The organism is Intrasporangium sp., assembly GCF_030452765.1.
GTDB lineage: Bacteria > Actinomycetota > Actinomycetes > Actinomycetales > Dermatophilaceae > Intrasporangium_A.
In genome coordinates this window covers 13,851-28,794 of sequence record NZ_JAKDLO010000040.1, presented here as the reverse complement: position 1 = coordinate 28,794, position 14,944 = coordinate 13,851, and the positions used below count along the sequence as shown (strand labels likewise).

12 protein-coding genes are annotated in these 14,944 nt (G+C 69.5%); 4 read left to right on the top strand and 8 right to left on the bottom strand.

The features are described from left to right. Positions 1 to 377: 377 nt before the first annotated feature. Positions 378 to 2,045: a helix-turn-helix transcriptional regulator gene (locus L0H79_RS07255; RefSeq protein ID WP_301483918.1), complete on the top strand. Its 1,668-nt coding sequence runs from the start codon at positions 378 to 380 to the stop codon at positions 2,043 to 2,045. Between the two features lie 82 nt (positions 2,046 to 2,127). Here L0H79_RS07255 and L0H79_RS07250 read toward each other — a convergent pair whose 3' ends face one another. Next, complete coding sequence (locus L0H79_RS07250) at positions 2,128 to 3,294, bottom strand: NAD(P)/FAD-dependent oxidoreductase (protein WP_301483917.1); 1,167 nt, start codon at positions 3,292 to 3,294, stop codon at positions 2,128 to 2,130. Positions 3,295 to 3,594: 300 nt separating this feature from the next. On the opposite strand from L0H79_RS07250, the gene arfB reads away from it, so the two are divergent. Continuing rightward, the gene (gene arfB / locus L0H79_RS07245) at positions 3,595 to 4,035 is read left to right on the top strand and encodes an alternative ribosome rescue aminoacyl-tRNA hydrolase ArfB (RefSeq protein ID WP_301483916.1); all 441 of its coding nucleotides are present in this window, start codon (positions 3,595 to 3,597) and stop codon (positions 4,033 to 4,035) included. Positions 4,036 to 4,067: 32 nt separating this feature from the next. On the opposite strand, the gene L0H79_RS07240 is transcribed toward arfB, so the two are convergent. Further along, the gene (locus L0H79_RS07240; protein WP_301483914.1) at positions 4,068 to 4,721 is read right to left on the bottom strand and encodes a GntR family transcriptional regulator; all 654 of its coding nucleotides are present in this window, start codon (positions 4,719 to 4,721) and stop codon (positions 4,068 to 4,070) included. Between the two features lie 188 nt (positions 4,722 to 4,909). On the opposite strand from L0H79_RS07240, the gene L0H79_RS07235 reads away from it, so the two are divergent. Then, positions 4,910 to 5,929 (top strand): 1-aminocyclopropane-1-carboxylate deaminase, encoded by a 1,020-nt coding sequence (locus L0H79_RS07235; protein WP_301483913.1) that lies wholly within the window; start codon positions 4,910 to 4,912, stop codon positions 5,927 to 5,929. A 368-nt stretch (positions 5,930 to 6,297) separates the two neighbouring features. Beyond that, positions 6,298 to 8,646: a pyruvate dehydrogenase gene (locus L0H79_RS07230; protein ID WP_301483912.1), complete on the top strand. Its 2,349-nt coding sequence runs from the start codon at positions 6,298 to 6,300 to the stop codon at positions 8,644 to 8,646. Positions 8,647 to 8,714: 68 nt separating this feature from the next. On the opposite strand, the gene L0H79_RS07225 is transcribed toward L0H79_RS07230, so the two are convergent. The 6 genes from L0H79_RS07225 to L0H79_RS07200 form a co-directional block, all read right to left on the bottom strand. After that, entirely contained in the window at positions 8,715 to 9,116 is a 402-nt protein-coding gene (locus tag L0H79_RS07225) for a VOC family protein (protein ID WP_301483911.1), read from the bottom strand. Positions 9,117 to 9,128: 12 nt separating this feature from the next. Then, positions 9,129 to 9,578: a hypothetical protein gene (locus tag L0H79_RS07220; RefSeq protein ID WP_301483910.1), complete on the bottom strand. Its 450-nt coding sequence runs from the start codon at positions 9,576 to 9,578 to the stop codon at positions 9,129 to 9,131. 33 nt (positions 9,579 to 9,611) lie between these two features. Continuing rightward, a complete protein-coding gene (locus L0H79_RS07215; protein WP_301483909.1) occupies positions 9,612 to 11,276 on the bottom strand; it encodes an alpha/beta hydrolase in 1,665 nt (554 codons plus the stop codon). A 125-nt stretch (positions 11,277 to 11,401) separates the two neighbouring features. Next, on the bottom strand, positions 11,402 to 11,851 hold the full coding sequence (locus tag L0H79_RS07210) for a MaoC/PaaZ C-terminal domain-containing protein (RefSeq protein WP_301483908.1): 450 nt from the start codon (positions 11,849 to 11,851) through the stop codon (positions 11,402 to 11,404). A gap of 99 nt (positions 11,852 to 11,950) precedes the next feature. Further along, positions 11,951 to 13,141 (bottom strand): MFS transporter, encoded by a 1,191-nt coding sequence (locus tag L0H79_RS07205; RefSeq protein ID WP_301483907.1) that lies wholly within the window; start codon positions 13,139 to 13,141, stop codon positions 11,951 to 11,953. 180 nt (positions 13,142 to 13,321) lie between these two features. Further along, positions 13,322 to 14,773, bottom strand: a complete 1,452-nt coding sequence (locus L0H79_RS07200) for an amino acid permease (protein ID WP_301483906.1) — start codon at positions 14,771 to 14,773, stop codon at positions 13,322 to 13,324. Positions 14,774 to 14,944: the final 171 nt, after the last annotated feature.

Genomic DNA, 14,944 nt, shown 5'->3' with positions numbered 1-14,944 from the left:
GATCGAGAGTGCACCAGTCCGGATCGAGAGTGCACCAGTCCGGTTCGAGAGTGCACCAGTCCGGTTCGAGAGTGCACCAGTTGCATTCGACTGTGCAGTAGTCCGGATCGAGAGTGCACCAGTTGCATTCGACTGTGCAGTAGTCGCGTTCGAGAGTGCGCCGGTATGGCCCCGAGTTCGCTTCGCGCCCACACGTCGCCCCACACGTCGCCGGTCATGTCGCTGGGCCCGTCATGTCGCCGGTCATGTCGCGGCAGTGGTGGGGCTCCGTGCTGGGTCTCGTCCCGAGGTGCGACATGACGTGCGACACGACCAGAGGGCTCCCCTGTGAATGATCCCCTCTGTTAATGAGCCCTTCTGTGAATGAGCCGCTCTTGATGCCGAGAGTACGCTCGTCGTGGGAGGTGCCGGTGGGCGTCGTCGAGGAGTTGGCCCGGGCCCGTGCCGACTTCGAGCGCGGGGACTGGAGCGCGGCCCTCACCAGCTGGTTGGCCGCGGACCCGGCCTCGCTCACCCCCGATGACCTCGACTCGGCCGGAGCGGCGGCCTACCTCGTCGGTCGCCGGGATGCGGCCCTCGACCTCTACGAGCGGGCCCATGAAGTGCGCCTGCATGCCGGAGACGTGCCGGAGGCCGTCCGCGCCGCGTTCCACCTCGTCATGATCTGCGCGACCTCCGGTGAGCAGTCGAGGGCAGCGGGCTGGCTCGGCATTGCCGAGGGGTTGCTCACCGAGGTGCCCGTCGATGCCGTCGAGCGCGGCTACATCGCGTTCGCGCAGATGTTCCGCAGTCTCGGCCGCGGCGACCTCGCGACGGCCGCCATCTTGGCCGAAACGGCTCGTGAGGCCGGTCGACGCCATCACGACTCCGACCTTGTCGCACTCGGCCTGTGCTCGGCGGGCCGGATCGCCATCATGGCCGGTCGGGTCGCGGACGGGCTCGCCCTGCTCGACGAGGCCATGACTGGACTGCTCTCACACGGTGGGACACCAGAGGTGTTCGGCCACGTCTACTGCACGGCGATCGAGGGATGCCAGGAGGTCCGCGACCTCGCGCGGGTCACCGAGTGGACGTCGGGCCTGCACCGGTGGTGCGAATCGCATCCGAGCCTTGTGGCCTTCACGGGGCAGTGCTCGCTACACCGAGGCCAGATCCTGACCGGGCACGGCGCCTTCCGCGAGGCAGTCGACGAGTTCGACTCTGCCATCGAGAGATACCGCGCCATCGGCTCGCCCGACGCGATCGGTCAGGCAGCCTATGAGCGCGGTGAGGTGTTGCGGATCCTCGGAGATCTCGATGCGGCCGAGGCATCCTTCCGGCTCGCCGGCGAGTCCGGCTTCGATCCCCAGCCCGGCCTGGCCCTGCTCTGGACCGTCCGCGACGAGCCGCGCGCTGCCGCCGGAGCAGCGAGTCGGCTCTTGGCCGAGGTGCGGGCCCCGCTGCAGCGTTTGCGTGTGCTCCCCGGCATCGTCGAGGTACTCATCGCCTGCGGCGACGTCGAGGTCGCCCGCGCCTGCTCGAGCGAGCTCGACTCGTTGGCAGGCGAGTTCGCCTTCGACACGGTCCGAGCAGATGCTGCCTCGGCGGCTGCGACCGTCGAGATCGCCGCCGGTGACCCGATGGGCGCCCTGCCGTACGCTCGCAAGGCGAGGGCTGCGTGGACACGACTCGAGAATCCGTATGCCGCTGGGCTGGCCCAGGCGACCATCGGCCGCGTGCTGCTCGTCCTCGGCGACGAGAGCTCCGCGCGGGTCGAGCTCGAGGCGGCCCGGGCGGCCTTTCTCCGACTCGGCGCCTCCCCAGCCGCTGACGCGGTCGACGCGTTGCTCGGACGGTCGCAGGCCGCACGTCCGGGTGGGCTGAGCGAGCGAGAGGTCGAGGTGCTGGGGCTCGCCGCGGTCGGTCGGAGCAACCAGCAGATCGCCGAGGCCCTGGTCATCAGCGAGCGGACCGTCGCCCGGCACCTGTCCAACATCTTCACGAAGCTCGACGTGGGCAGCCGCACGGCTGCGGCTGCCTATGCCTACGAGCACGGGCTGGTCTGACCCTCCCTCCCCGAACGGACCGCCCGGGGTCGAGCCGGCCGGCGCACCGCCGTGTTCGATCCCGAACGGACCGTCGGGGGGGTCACGCGGTGACGGAGACCAGAGCCCGCTCGTGCAGCGACCGGTCGGATGCGATGCGGTCGGCGAGATAGCGGGCGTCACGACCGACTCCGGGCAGGACCATCGAGGAGAATGCGTACTGGAAGGCGAGGCCGCAGAAGTAGAGGCCCGGCACCTCGTCGGCGACGCCGCGGTACTCCCGGGGCCAGCCGTCGTCGCCGACGATCGGCAGGTCGATCCAGTCGAAGTGCTGCTCGAACCCGGTGGCCCACACGATGTTCGCGACATCGACGACGGTGCCGTCCCCGAGCACGGGCCGTCCGCCCCGGACTCCCTCGACCCGTGACGGGTTGCGCAGGACTCCGCGAGCGGCGAGGTCCGCGCGCTTGACCCGCAGCATCGGGCCACCGTGGTGCCGGATGTGCGGCATCGCGCGGCGCCCGATGGGTGTCCGCCTGGTCAGCACGTGTCGCCACGCGAAGACCAGAACCGGCACGGCCATGCGGGTCTGCCACGAGTCCCACCTGATCGGGATCTCTCCGCAGTCCCGGCCCACGAGCGTGGTCTGCCTCGTCTCGGCGAGCTCGTAGGCGATGTCGCATCCGGAGTGCGAGGCTCCGACGACGAGCACCGGCCCCGGGGCCAGCTGGGACGGGCGGCGGTACTCGCTCGAGTGCAGCTGGAGGACGCCGGGGTCGAGGTCACGAGCGAACTCCGGTACGCGCGGAGCCCGGCCGAAGGTGCCGGTTGCGACCACGACGTCGTTGCAGTGGTACGTTCCCGCGTCGGTCTCGACGACGAAGCGGCTGTCGTCGTTCCCGTGAGCAGTTCCGCCACCTGCCAGCCGCACTACGTGCACACCCAGCCGGACCGGCAGGCTGAAGTGAGCGGCATACGCCTGGAGGTAGTCGGCGACCTCGTCCTTGCCCGGGCAGGCGTGCGGGTCCCCCGGGAAGGGGAAGCCGGGCAGGCCGTCGTACCGGGCCGGCGTGTAGAGGTGAAGTGAGTCGTAGTGGTGCCGCCAGTTGTCGCCGAGACGGTCGTTGCGCTCGAGCACGACGCAGTCGTGACCGCTCGTCATGAGGGCTTGCGCGGTCGCGAGCCCGGCCTGTCCCGCCCCGATGATCACCGTGCTGACCTCGTTGGCCGTGCTGGTCGCGTGGTTGGCGTGAGTTTCGTTGGTGCCCATGGCTCCTCCTCAAGGCCGATGAGTCGACGGTAGGAGCGGTGACGGGCCGGAAGCATCGGCGACGTTGCCCATCTCGAGGCGAGCGCGTGGCGTGAACTGACCACCGCATACGTCGTCTTCCTTTGAGTACGCGCTCCGCTTCGCCCTCGAAGGAGGTCGTATGCCGCTCAAGGCGAGACGACGTGCGTCCCCAGAGCCGGGTCGAGGTCCTGCCGGCTGTCTGGCACGGCTCGTCCCAATGTCTGCGGCCGAACTGTCGAGCGCGATGCGGCCCTCGCGCGACGTGGTGTGATGGGGGTCATGGATCGGGCGCGCGGGCTCCAGGTGGCCGTCAACGGCCGACTCGTCATCCCCGAGGCCGAGCTGCACGAGCGTTTCTCGCGCAGCTCGGGGCCGGGTGGGCAGGGTGTCAACACGACCGACTCCCGCGTGGAGCTCACCTTCGACGTCGAGCGGTCGCGGGTTCTCCCGGATCGCCTGCGCGTCCGGATGCTCCACCGGCTTCGAGGCCGTCTCGTCGACGGTCGTATCACGGTGGTCGCGAGCCAGCACCGGACCCAACTGGCCAACCGCAAGGCGGCCCGAGAGCGGCTCGCGCGGCTGTTGCACGACGCGACGACAGCGCCCCCGCCGAAACGCCGCGCCACACGTCGGACCCGAGCCTCGCAGGAACGGCGGCTACGGGCCAAGAAGGCCCGGGCGGAGGTGAAGCGGGGGCGCGCCCACCGCACGCCGGACTGACCCCGGAGTCGTCGGGAAGGCCCTTCGACGGGTCAGTCCGCGAAGGTGTAGCGGAGCGAGAGCCAGTTCTCCAGGCTGAGCTGGGCGGCACGCTCGGCATCGCCTGCGCGGGCGGCGCTGATGATGGCGGCGTGCTGGTCGACCGAGTCGCGCCCAGCGAACGATGCGAAACGCATCCGCTCGACGCGGCGCAGCACCGGGACAACCCGCTCGAGAACCTCGGGTACGACAGCGTTGCCGCACCTCGCGACGAAGACCTGGTGGAAGTGGTCATCGGCGGCGATCGCGCTCGGGACATCCGCGCGGTCGAGCGCGCCGGCGAAGCGAGCGTTGGCCTCCTCGAGACGCGCGAGGTCCTCACCGGCCAGCAGCGGAGTGGCGAGACGGGCGGCGAGCTCGTGCATCGCGGCGGCCACCTGCTGGGAGTCGATCGTCGACTCGAGGTCGACGGGCGCCACGATCGTCGCCCGGCCCGGGGTCGCCACGACGAGCCGGGCGCGCTCGAGCCGCAGCAATGCCTCGCGGATCGGGGTTCGGCTGACACCGAGCCAGCCCTCGAGCTCGCTGTCACGGAGCCGCTCGCCTGGCTCGAGGGTGCCCTCGACGATCGCGTCGCGCAGGGACTCGTAGGCGTGGTCCCGCAACAGTGCCCGCCGATGGACGCCTTGCTCGCTGGGTACCGGCACAACGCCAATATATTGCACTCTTGTGTGGGAATGCAATGTGCAATATATTAGATGCGGATGCCAGCAGAATCGAGACAAGCTCGGCAGCGTCAAGGACTCTCGACCGGCGTTCGAGCCTGGCGAGGGCGGCGTCGGGACCGAGATGGCACTACCAGCCACACGCACACTCCCAAGGAAAGGAAACCACCATGGCCATCACCGACTTCGAGCGCTACCCGTTGACCTTCGGGCCAAGCCCGGTCCACCACCTCGACCGACTGACCGCTCACCTCGGGGGAGCGCATCTCTGGGCCAAGCGTGAGGACGTCAGCTCCGGGCTCGCGTTCGGCGGCAACAAGACCCGCAAGCTCGAGTACATCGTCCCCGACGTGCTCGCGCAGGATGCGGACACGCTCGTGTCGATCGGCGGATACCAGTCCAACCACACGCGTCAGGTCGCCGCGGTGGCCGCCAAGCTCGGCCTCAAGTGCCGGCTCATCCAGGAGAGGTGGGTCGACTGGGACGACCCGGTCAACGACAAGGTCGGCAACATCCTCCTGTCGCGGATCATGGGTGCCGATGTACGGCTCGACCCGGCCGGCTTCGACATCGGCATCCGCCGCTCGTGGGAGGAGGCCATCGCGGAGGTCGAGGCAGCAGGCGGCAGGCCCTACGCGATCCCGGCTGGAGCGTCCGAGCACAAGTTCGGCGGCCTCGGCTTCGCCAACTGGGCCTACGAGGTTGCCGAGCAGGAGCGGCAGCTCGGCGTCTTCTTCGACACCATCGTCGTCTGCACGGTGACCGGCTCGACCCACGCCGGGATGATCGCCGGCTTCGCCGCACTCGAGGACGAGGGAGGTCGCCCGCGTCGTGTCATCGGCATCGATGCGTCGGCGAAGGTTGAGCAGACGCGCGAGCAGGTCGGACGGATCGCGCGCAACACCGCTAAGCTCATCGGGCTCGAGCGGGACCTGCGCGACGACGAGATCACCGTGTTCGACGGGTGGGCAGGTGACTACTACGGCATCCCGGTCCAGTCGACCATTGACGCGATCCGGTTGTCCGGCCGGCTCGAGGGGATGATCATCGACCCGGTCTACGAGGGCAAGTCGATGGCAGGACTCATCGACCTCGTCTCCCAGGGCGAGATCGGCCAGGACTCCACAGTGCTCTATGCGCACCTCGGTGGCCAGCCGGCGCTCAATGCCTACAGCGGCATCTTCGACTGAGCCTGGTTGTTCGACGACGGGGTGAGGATCGACCGAGCGAGTCCGGACGACGACGGGGGTGAGGATCGACCGAGCGAGTCCGGACGACGACGGGGGTGAGGATCGACCGAGCGCCAGCGAGGGAGGACCGGAGCCCCGAGGAGTCGCGACAGAAGGCACAGCGAGGGAGGCCCGGAGCGCCTGGTTCGGCTCAGTCGAACGAATGACTCGAGTGAGATTGGGCTCCTTTGTCATCGGACTGGCGCACGCTCGATCGGGACTGGTGCACGCTCGATCGGGACTGGTGCACTGTCGATGGGAACTGGTGCACTTTCGATGGGAACTGCTGCACTGTCGATTGAAGGGAGTGGGCTGAGAGGATGGGCGCCATGGTGACCACCACGGCAACAGCGTCGGCATCGGTCGAGCCGAGCGTCAACGGGCGCCCCCTCTCGGCGGGGGCCACCGTCGACGAGACCGTCCTCGACTCCATCGCGCAAAGGGTCCTGTGGATCTCGACGGCGATGATCGACGCGGCGAACCGGGGCCGACCGAACACCTCGGGCGTCAAGGTCGGGGGGCACCAGGCGTCGAGCGCGTCGATAGTCGGCATCATGACCTCGCTGTGGTTCGCCGAGCTGACCGCCGAGGACCAGGTCTCGGTCAAGCCGCACGCGTCGCCGGTCCTGCACGCGATCAACTACCTTCTCGGCGGCCTCGACGAGTCCTACCTGACCCGGTTGCGGGACAAGGGGGGCCTGCAGTCCTACCCGAGCCGGACCAAGGACCCCGACCGGGTCGACTTCTCGACCGGCAGCGTCGGCATCGGCGCGACCGCACCGCTCTGGGCCGCGATGTCGCACCGCTACCTGCGCGACCAGTTCCCGGAGACGCCGCGGGCGGGGAGGTTCATCAGCCTGCTCGGTGGTGCGGTCTGGGAGGCGATCACGGACACCGACGCCCGCCAGCTCGGCGAGGTGCTGTGGATCGTCGACCTCAACCGCCAGTCCCTCGACCGCATCATCCCGGACGTCCAGATCGCCCGCCTCCAGGGGATGTTCGCCGCTGCTGACTGGCAGGTGCTCACCGCCAAGTGGGGCCACCGGATCACCGAGCTGTTCACCCGCCCCGGTGGTGAGGAGTTCCGCCGCCGGATGGACGAGATGCCCAACGAGGAGTACCAGCGGCTCCTGCGCAGCCACCCGGACGAGCTGCTCGGGCGTCTGCTCGGCACCGACCCGTCCCCCGGCCTGCGCAGACTGCTCGAGCCGCTACCGCCGGTGCAGCTGGCCCACGCGATCCGGGACCTCGGCGGGCACGACCTCGCCCTGCTCCTCGAGACCTATGGCCAGGTCGAGGCGACCCGCCCGACGGTGCTGTTCGCCTACACCGTCAAGGGTCGCGGCCTCGCCACGGAGGGCCACCCCGGCAACCACTCGGCGCAGCTCACCGAGAAGCAGCTGACCGAGCTGGCCGAGCTGTCCGGCATGACCCTCGAGGCGCCGTGGCAGCGGTTCGCGCCCGGCATGGAAGCGGACAAGCTCTGCACGAGCGTGCGGGAACAGCTGCAGCGCAAGGAGACTCAACGGCATACGATCTCCGGTGTGCCGGCGTCGCTGCCGTGGAACTACAAGGCGGTCGGGTCCACCCAGTCGGCGCTCGGCCGGTTCCTGTCCGACATCGTCCGCGCCGCACCCGAGGTCGCCGGCCGCATCGTCACGCTCAGCCCCGACGTCGCCTCGTCGACGAACCTCGGTGGGTGGATCAACAAGACCGGCGTGTGGGCTGTCGGCGAGCGGCACGACTGGTTCGCCGACGACCGTGAGCGTGTCCTGCGCTGGACCGAGGGAGCGCGCGGCCAGCACATCGAGCTCGGTATCGCCGAGACCAACCTGGTCTGCCTCGCCGGAGAGCTCGGTGCCACGTGGAGCCGATGGGGCCAGCCGCTCATCCCCATCGCGACGATCTACGACCCGTTCGTCGGCCGGGCGCTCGAGCCGTGGTCCTATGGCATCTACGCGGGTGGCCAGTCGATCCTCGTCGGCACCCCCTCGGGCGTGACGCTCGCGCCCGAGGGCGGCGCGCACCAGTCGATCACGACGCCGTCGATCGGGCTGGAGCAGCCCGGGTGCACGGCGTGGGAGCCGGCGTTCGCCCAGGACCTCGAATGGTGCCTGCTCGAGGCGATGCGGCACATCGGCCGGCCCGGGGGCCGTTCCGCCTACTTCCGCCTGACCACGCGGCCCGTCGACCAGAGCCTCGCACGGCTCCCCGAGGACCCGGCCCTGCTCGAGCTGCGCCGCCAGCAGGTCCTCGCCGGTGGCTACCGGATCAGCTCACCCGAGGGGGAGCGGGTCACGTTCGCCGGGGTGGGTGCGATCCTGCCCGAGGTGGTCGCCGCCGCGGATCGCCTTGCGGCGCTGGGGATCCCGGCCGGGGTCGTGTGCCTCACGAGCGCCGACCGGATCTTCGAAGCCCTCCGGGCACGCGACGAGCTCGGCGGCGGCAGCGCTTCGATCCTCAACGTGCTGTTCCCGGCGGACCGACCGGCGCCGATCGTCACCGTCCTCGACGGGCACCCACACACGCTCGCCTTCCTCGCAGGGGTGCGCGGCGACCGGATCCGTAACCTCGGGGTGACCGACTTCGGCCAGTCCTCGAGCGTCGAGGACGCCTACGAGCTGCACGGCATCGACGTCGAGGCACTCGTGCGGGCAGCCGCCACGCTCGCCCGCTGAGGTCGCGACATGACTGGGCGGCATACGAGCTCGTATGCCGCCCAACCGAGTTCGTGAGCTCCGTTGCCTCAGTGGGCGTACTGCGGATCGGTCGGCTCCACCCACTGGACGAGCTGGTAGACGACGCCGTTGGGGTCGCTCATCTGGAAGTAGCGCTCCCCCCAGGGCTCTGTCTCGAGGGGCGTGACGATGCTGACGTCCTCGCCCCTGAGCCGGTCGTACTCGGTGTCGATGTCCTCGACGGTGAAGACGACGAGCAGGCCGTCGGCCGGCCCCGCGACCGAGGCGGGCTTGAACGTCGGCAGGCCGGTGGCGAGAAAGACGAGGTTGAAGCCCGCCTGCGGGTGGCTGAGGGAGGCAAAGCCGTCTGCTGCCATGTCCTGCGTGAAGCCGAGGTGGTCCGTGGCCCAGGCCGCGGAGGCGGCGACGTCGGCAACGTTGAGCGAGATGGCGGAGCTGGTGATGGGCATGGCTCGGCGACGTCATTCGGAGGATGCCGCGAGGTCCTCGATGTGCTCCGGGATCGGGGCGCCCGCTGCCCGGCTCGCCGCCACGTAGAGCTGGGCGGCCTTGTGCTGGTTGATCCGTCCGGTCTGCAGGTCGCGCGGCAGGGCCGACTCGGTCGTCGGTGGGTGCGTCTCGATGAGGGAGCGCATGGCGGCACGGACGAACCCGGCCGCCTTGGTACCGGGTGCCACCTCCAGCAGCTGGTCGAAGGCGGCCAGCCCGATGGCTGCGCTCTTGCTGTCGCCCGAGAGACGCTCACTGGCCCAGCGCGCCTGGTCCCACCATTGGTTCGCCGCGGCGAGATCCGCATCGTTCCGGTTCGTGCGGCGCACCCCCCGGTAGGCGATGACGGCCGCGATGACGGCCGCGATGCCGGCGAAGCCGGGCGTCTGCGTCCACTCGTTCAGCCAGCCCAGCACATCCATCACGCTCTCCTCCGGTCGTGGTGGATGCCTCTGCTACTTCTCGTGCACGTAGGTCCCGGGCGCGGGCTCCTGCGGTGGGTACTTCTTGTTCCCCAAGGACGCGGGGGCGGGCTTCTGGGTCCCGGACCGCGGCTCCAGCCAGTCGATCCAGTCCGGCCACCACGAGCCTTGGTGCTCCTGCGCCTGGGCCAGCCAGGCGTCCGGGTCCGGGCCCCCGGCGGGTGCGATCCGGTACTTGTAGCGCGAGCTGCCGGGCGCGTTGACGAAGGTCTGGATGTGTCCGCTGTTGACGATCACGACCTGCTTGTCGCCGCCCAGCAGCTGGCTGGTCATGTAGCACGGCCGCCAAGTGGTGATGTGGTCACGCTGGCCTGCGACGACGAACCCGTCGGAGGTCACCTTGGACAGGTCGATCGGGGTGCCCAGCAGGGTCATCCCGCCCGGCTCGGCCACCATGTGGTTGGCCAGCAGGCCGTTGGTGTCCCGGGAGAACTTGGCGGACAGGTTCGTCGCGTCGTCGTTCCACGCCAGCACGTCGAAGGACGGGGCCTCCTCACCGAGCAGCCAGTCGTGGATGACGTAGTTGAACACGAGGTCCTTGGGCCGCATCCAGGCGAAGTTGTGGGCCACCTGCTTGGCCTTGTAGACCTTCGCGTCGGACGCCGCCTTGGACAGCTCGCCCTCGACGCCGGGAGTGGCCATCATGGTCACCCCGTTCGGCTTGCGGGCATCCAGCATGGTCACTATGTAGGTGGCCGCGTTGACCGGGTTGGCGCCGCTCTCGGCCAGATGGGCCTGCACGAGCGCGCTGGTCATCCCGCCGGCGCACAGCCCCACCAGGTTCAGGTCCTTGGCCCCGGTGATCTCACGGACGATGTCGAAGGCGCGGATGTGCGCCTCGAGGTACTCCTCGAGCCCCCACGTCCCGTGGCCGAGGGCAGGGTCCTCGCGCGGGTTGCGCCAGACGATCATGAACGTCTGCATGCCGTGCGAGATCGCAAACTCGACCATCGACCGGCCGGGCGCGAGATCCAGGACGTAGTGCCGGTTCAGCTCCGGGGGGACGAACAGCAGTGGGCGCCGGTACACCTGCTCCGTGGTCGGCTGGTAGTGCAGCAGCTCGAAGATGTCCTCCCGGTAGACCACCGAGCCCGCGGTGCACGCCATGTTCTCGCCGACCCGGAACGGGGTGGTGTCGACCATGCTGGGCATGCCGCCGTTGTCCTTCAGGTCACGCAGGAAGTGCTGCATCCCGCGCACGACAGACATGCCCCCGGTCTCCAGCGCCCGCGAGACCGCGACCGGGTTCGTCGGGAAGAAGTTCGCCGGCGAAGCCGCACCGGTGAGGATGTCCGTCAGGTAGCGGGCACGCTTCTGGCTCTCCCAGTCCGCGCCGTCCACGGTGGTCATCCGCTCGACCGACTGCGTCCAGGCCAGGTGGCCCTGGGCGAGACGGCGGTAGACGGGATTCTCGTGCCACCGGCGGTCGCCGTAGAACGGGTCACGGCTCGGGATCTCGATCTCCGACAGGTTGAGTGCCACCTTCGTCCACTCCGCGAGCAGGCGAGGCGTCTCGGTCAGGAGCACCTCCGGGCGCGCGATGAGCTTGACCAGCTCCCGGACCCTCATCGGATCGAAGGTGTCCGCACCGACCGAGATGGCCCCGCCGACCGACTCTTCCAACTCGCTGCGTCTCATCTCGAGCCTCACCACCATGTCGCTTGCCGGTCAATTTTGCAGGTCACTCGCCCGTGCGGCCGGACCCATGCCCGAGTGCCGGTCGTTTGGTTGCGTCATCGGGCTCGGGACACGCCGAGCCTATCTCAATGCCCTGCCGGTGCCGGGTCCCAGACAAGATGCTCGGCCACCGCGACGACCTGGTCGTCCTGGTTGCGCGCCTCCACCCGGCAGGTGATCCGGTGCCCGTCCTCGGAACGCTCCGTCATCGCCTGCGCCAGGCTGATCGTGTCTCCGAAGCGCACCGGCTTGGTGAAGCGCATCCGGTTGTAGCCCAAGGAGAGGCCGTCGATGTTGTTCGCCAGCATCCACCGCCCGGCAACGGTGGACATCAGCCCGACGGTGAGTGCGCCGTGCGCGACCCGCTCGCCGACCGGATGGGTGGCCGCGTACACCGCGTTGATGTGGACCGGGTAGAAGTCACCGGTGATGCCGGCGAACGAGTAGACGTCGAACTCCGTGATCGTCTTGGTGAACTCGACCGCTCCGGGAAGCTCGCGAACCGGCTGGGGCTCCTGCTTCGGCTCTGCTGTCATGCGCGTCAACCTACCGCGCGACCTGGGGTAGAGCCAGGGTCGGGCCGAGGGTCAAGCCAGGGCGGAGCGGGCTTGAGCCGGGTCGAGCCAGCGTGGTGCTCAACCACGATCGTCAGGGATGAGGGCACGCGCCACGGCGGCGGTGCCGAGCAGGCCGACGCCGGTGACGACGAAGATCCCGGACGTGCCGACGCTCGCGGTGGCGGCGCTGAGGATCGCGGGGATCGCCGACTGCCCGAGGCGGTTCCCGCTCAGCCGCAGGGCGAGCCACGTCGAGGTCGTGCCCGCGGGCGCAGCGAGGGTGACGATCGACATCGACAGCGGCTGGCCGACCCCGAGGGCGAAACCGCCGACGACCAGACACCCACCCAGCAGCACCGGGTGCATGGGCACCGCGACCAGGCCGACCGCGCCGCCTGCGGCGAGGGTCGAGCCGACGACGAGCCGGTTGCGCCCCATGCGGCTGGTGAGTCGGGCCAGACCCAGCCGCGAGACCATCGTCGCGCCGGCCCGGACGGTCAGCAGGACCCCGATGAGCCACGACGGCAACTGCCGCTCGACCCCGAGCGCGGGCAGGTAGACTTGGATCAGGTCGACAGCGGCGAGAACGAACATGCTGAGCAGGATCGCCCCCGCCATGGTCCGTTTGGTCCCGGCGGGCACACGCAGCGCCGCCCAGCCAGGACGGGGCGCTTCGGCATCAGCGCCGTGGGATCCCTTGCGGCGCAAGACGAATGTCACCCCGAGCAGCCCGATGCACGCGGCGGTGTAGGCGAGCATGAGCGGTCGCGTGTCCGGCAGCACCGCGCCCCCGCCGATGCCGGCGAGGATCAGCGGCGCCGCAGCCTGACCGAGCGACCCGGCGAAGGTGAACGTGCCGAACGCCGAGTCGAGCCCGTCGCGCCGCTCCCGTCCGGCTGCCGCGACCATCGTCTGCTCGCCGAGCACGCTGAGCAGGTGACCGAGCCCGATGACGGCGTTCCAGGACAGCAGCGCGCCGAGGCTTCCTGCCGCGAACACGAGGCCCGCGCCTGCCCCGACCATGACAACCGCGCCCAGCAGCAGTGCAGCCCACGCCCGTCCACGGTCGGCCCACCGTCCGACGAAGACCGCCACGAGAAGCGGCACGAGGGCGAAGCTCGCCGCGATGAGCCCGACCAGCCCCGGGTCGACGCCGAGCTCCATGGCGCGGTAGGCCGAGGCCGGCCGGACGATGTACGCGGCCAGCTGGAGCAGGAAGGCGTGCGTGAGGATCGCCAGGCGGGCTCGGCCCGGACGCCAGGACGGCACGGCACCTCCCGAGGTCAGCAGTCTGCGCCAACCGAAGCCGTTCGCGCCGCATGGGTGGCCGCGGCACTGGCCTTCTCAGCCGGCGGCCGGCGCAGGTTGGGTATGCCGCTCAGCCGGCTCAGCGGCATACGGCCCAGTCCCGGCGTGGCGCGTCCCGATCCCGGCGACACCGCACGCGGGTCACAGGGGTTCCTTGGATTCGGCTGCCAGGCCGACGTGCTCGTGCCGACCGAGGTGGGAGTGGTGCCTGCTGTAGAGCAGGTAGAAGGCGATGGCCACCGCGATCCAGACGAGGAACACGTAGAGGGTGATCACCCGCAGGTTCACGATGATCCACAGGCAGCCGAGCACCGACAGGATCGGCGTGACCGGGTAGAACGGGACCTTGAACCCGCGGGGCAGGTCGGGTGCGGTCCGGCGCAGCACGAGCACCCCGATGGAGACCGCGCCGAACGCCACCAGGGTCCCGACGCTCGTCATCTCGGCGAGGAACTCGATCGGGATCAGCCCGGCCAGGACGCCGACGAACGCCGAGACGACAACCGTGTTGCGGACCGGGGTGCGGGTGTGGGGGTTGACCTTGTGGAACAGCGGCGGGACCATCCCGTCCCGGGACATGGCGAACAGGATCCTCGTCTGGCTGTAGATGCACACCAACGTCACGCTGAAGATCGAGATGACGGCCCCTGCGGCCAGGACCGTGCCCGGCCAGTTCGCACCCGTGATGTCCATGAGGATCTGCGCGAGGCCCGCCTTCTGGTCCGTGAATGATGACATCGGCTGGGAAGCCGTGGCGACCAGGGTGACCACGACATAGAGCAGGGTCACCGCCACGAGCGAGATGAGGATCGCCAGCGGCAGGTTGCGGTGCGGGTCCTTCGCCTCCTCCGCGGCGGTGGCGACACCGTCGAGCCCGATGTAGGAGAAGAAGATGATGCCGGCCGCCGTGGTCACACCGCCCATCCCGAACGGGGCGAAGTTCTGCAGGTTGCCGGAGTTCCAGCCCTGCAGTCCGACGACGATGAACAGGATGAGCACGCCGATCTTGATCGCGACCATGACGGCGTTGACGGTCGTCGACTCGCTCGCTCCGCGGATGAGCAGGAGCATGCACATGACCACGAGGATGATCGCGGGCAGGTTGATGATGCCACCCTGCTCAGGCGCCTGAGCCAGCGCCGCGGGGATTCGGAAGCCGAACAGGTTGTCCAGGAGCTGGTTGAGGTACTCGGACCACCCCACCGCGACCGCCGCGGCGGCCACGCCCCATTCGAGCAGCACGCACGCGCCGATCCCGACGGCGGTCAGCTCCCCGAACGCGGCGTACGCGTACGAGTAGGACGACCCGGCCACCGGGACGGCGCCGGCGAGCTCCGCGTAGCAGACGGCGGTGAGGCCCGCGACGACCCCCGCGATGACGAAGGACCAGACCACTGCCGGGCCGGCAACGGGCACCGCCTGGGTGAGCACGATGAAGATACCGGTGCCGATGGTGGCGCCGATGCCGATGGAGGTCAGCTGCCACAGGCCGATGGTGCGGGCGAGTTCGCTGTGCCCCGTATCGGCGCCCGTCTCGACCGACATCTCGTGCACTGGCTTGCGTCTCGTGACCTGCTCGCGCAACGACGGCATCCGACACCTCCGCGTATCGATCCTGGGCCACACTCTGTTGTGAGCCATGGCACCTGTCAAGACGAGGATCTTCGGACGGTTCGTGTGTGGAGGTTCGGGGCTGCGCTGTCGCCCGCCGGGCTGTCGCTCTACGGTGGTATCTCGAACGTGCCCATGGGTTCGACGGAGGTG

Bases quoted from the DNA above. Each gene is read 5' to 3' on its own strand.
- L0H79_RS07255 (WP_301483918.1), top strand. From the start codon at position 378: ATGCCGAGAGTACGCTCGTCGTGGGAGGTGCCGGTGGGCGTCGTCGAG.
- L0H79_RS07250 (WP_301483917.1), bottom strand. From the start codon at position 3,294: ATGGGCACCAACGAAACTCACGCCAACCACGCGACCAGCACGGCCAAC.
- arfB (WP_301483916.1), top strand. From the start codon at position 3,595: ATGGATCGGGCGCGCGGGCTCCAGGTGGCCGTCAACGGCCGACTCGTC.
- L0H79_RS07235 (WP_301483913.1), top strand. From the start codon at position 4,910: ATGGCCATCACCGACTTCGAGCGCTACCCGTTGACCTTCGGGCCAAGC.
- L0H79_RS07230 (WP_301483912.1), top strand. From the start codon at position 6,298: ATGGTGACCACCACGGCAACAGCGTCGGCATCGGTCGAGCCGAGCGTC.
- L0H79_RS07225 (WP_301483911.1), bottom strand. From the start codon at position 9,116: ATGCCCATCACCAGCTCCGCCATCTCGCTCAACGTTGCCGACGTCGCC.
- L0H79_RS07220 (WP_301483910.1), bottom strand. From the start codon at position 9,578: ATGGATGTGCTGGGCTGGCTGAACGAGTGGACGCAGACGCCCGGCTTC.
- L0H79_RS07215 (WP_301483909.1), bottom strand. From the start codon at position 11,276: ATGAGACGCAGCGAGTTGGAAGAGTCGGTCGGCGGGGCCATCTCGGTC.
- L0H79_RS07210 (WP_301483908.1), bottom strand. From the start codon at position 11,851: ATGACAGCAGAGCCGAAGCAGGAGCCCCAGCCGGTTCGCGAGCTTCCC.
- L0H79_RS07200 (WP_301483906.1), bottom strand. From the start codon at position 14,773: ATGCCGTCGTTGCGCGAGCAGGTCACGAGACGCAAGCCAGTGCACGAG.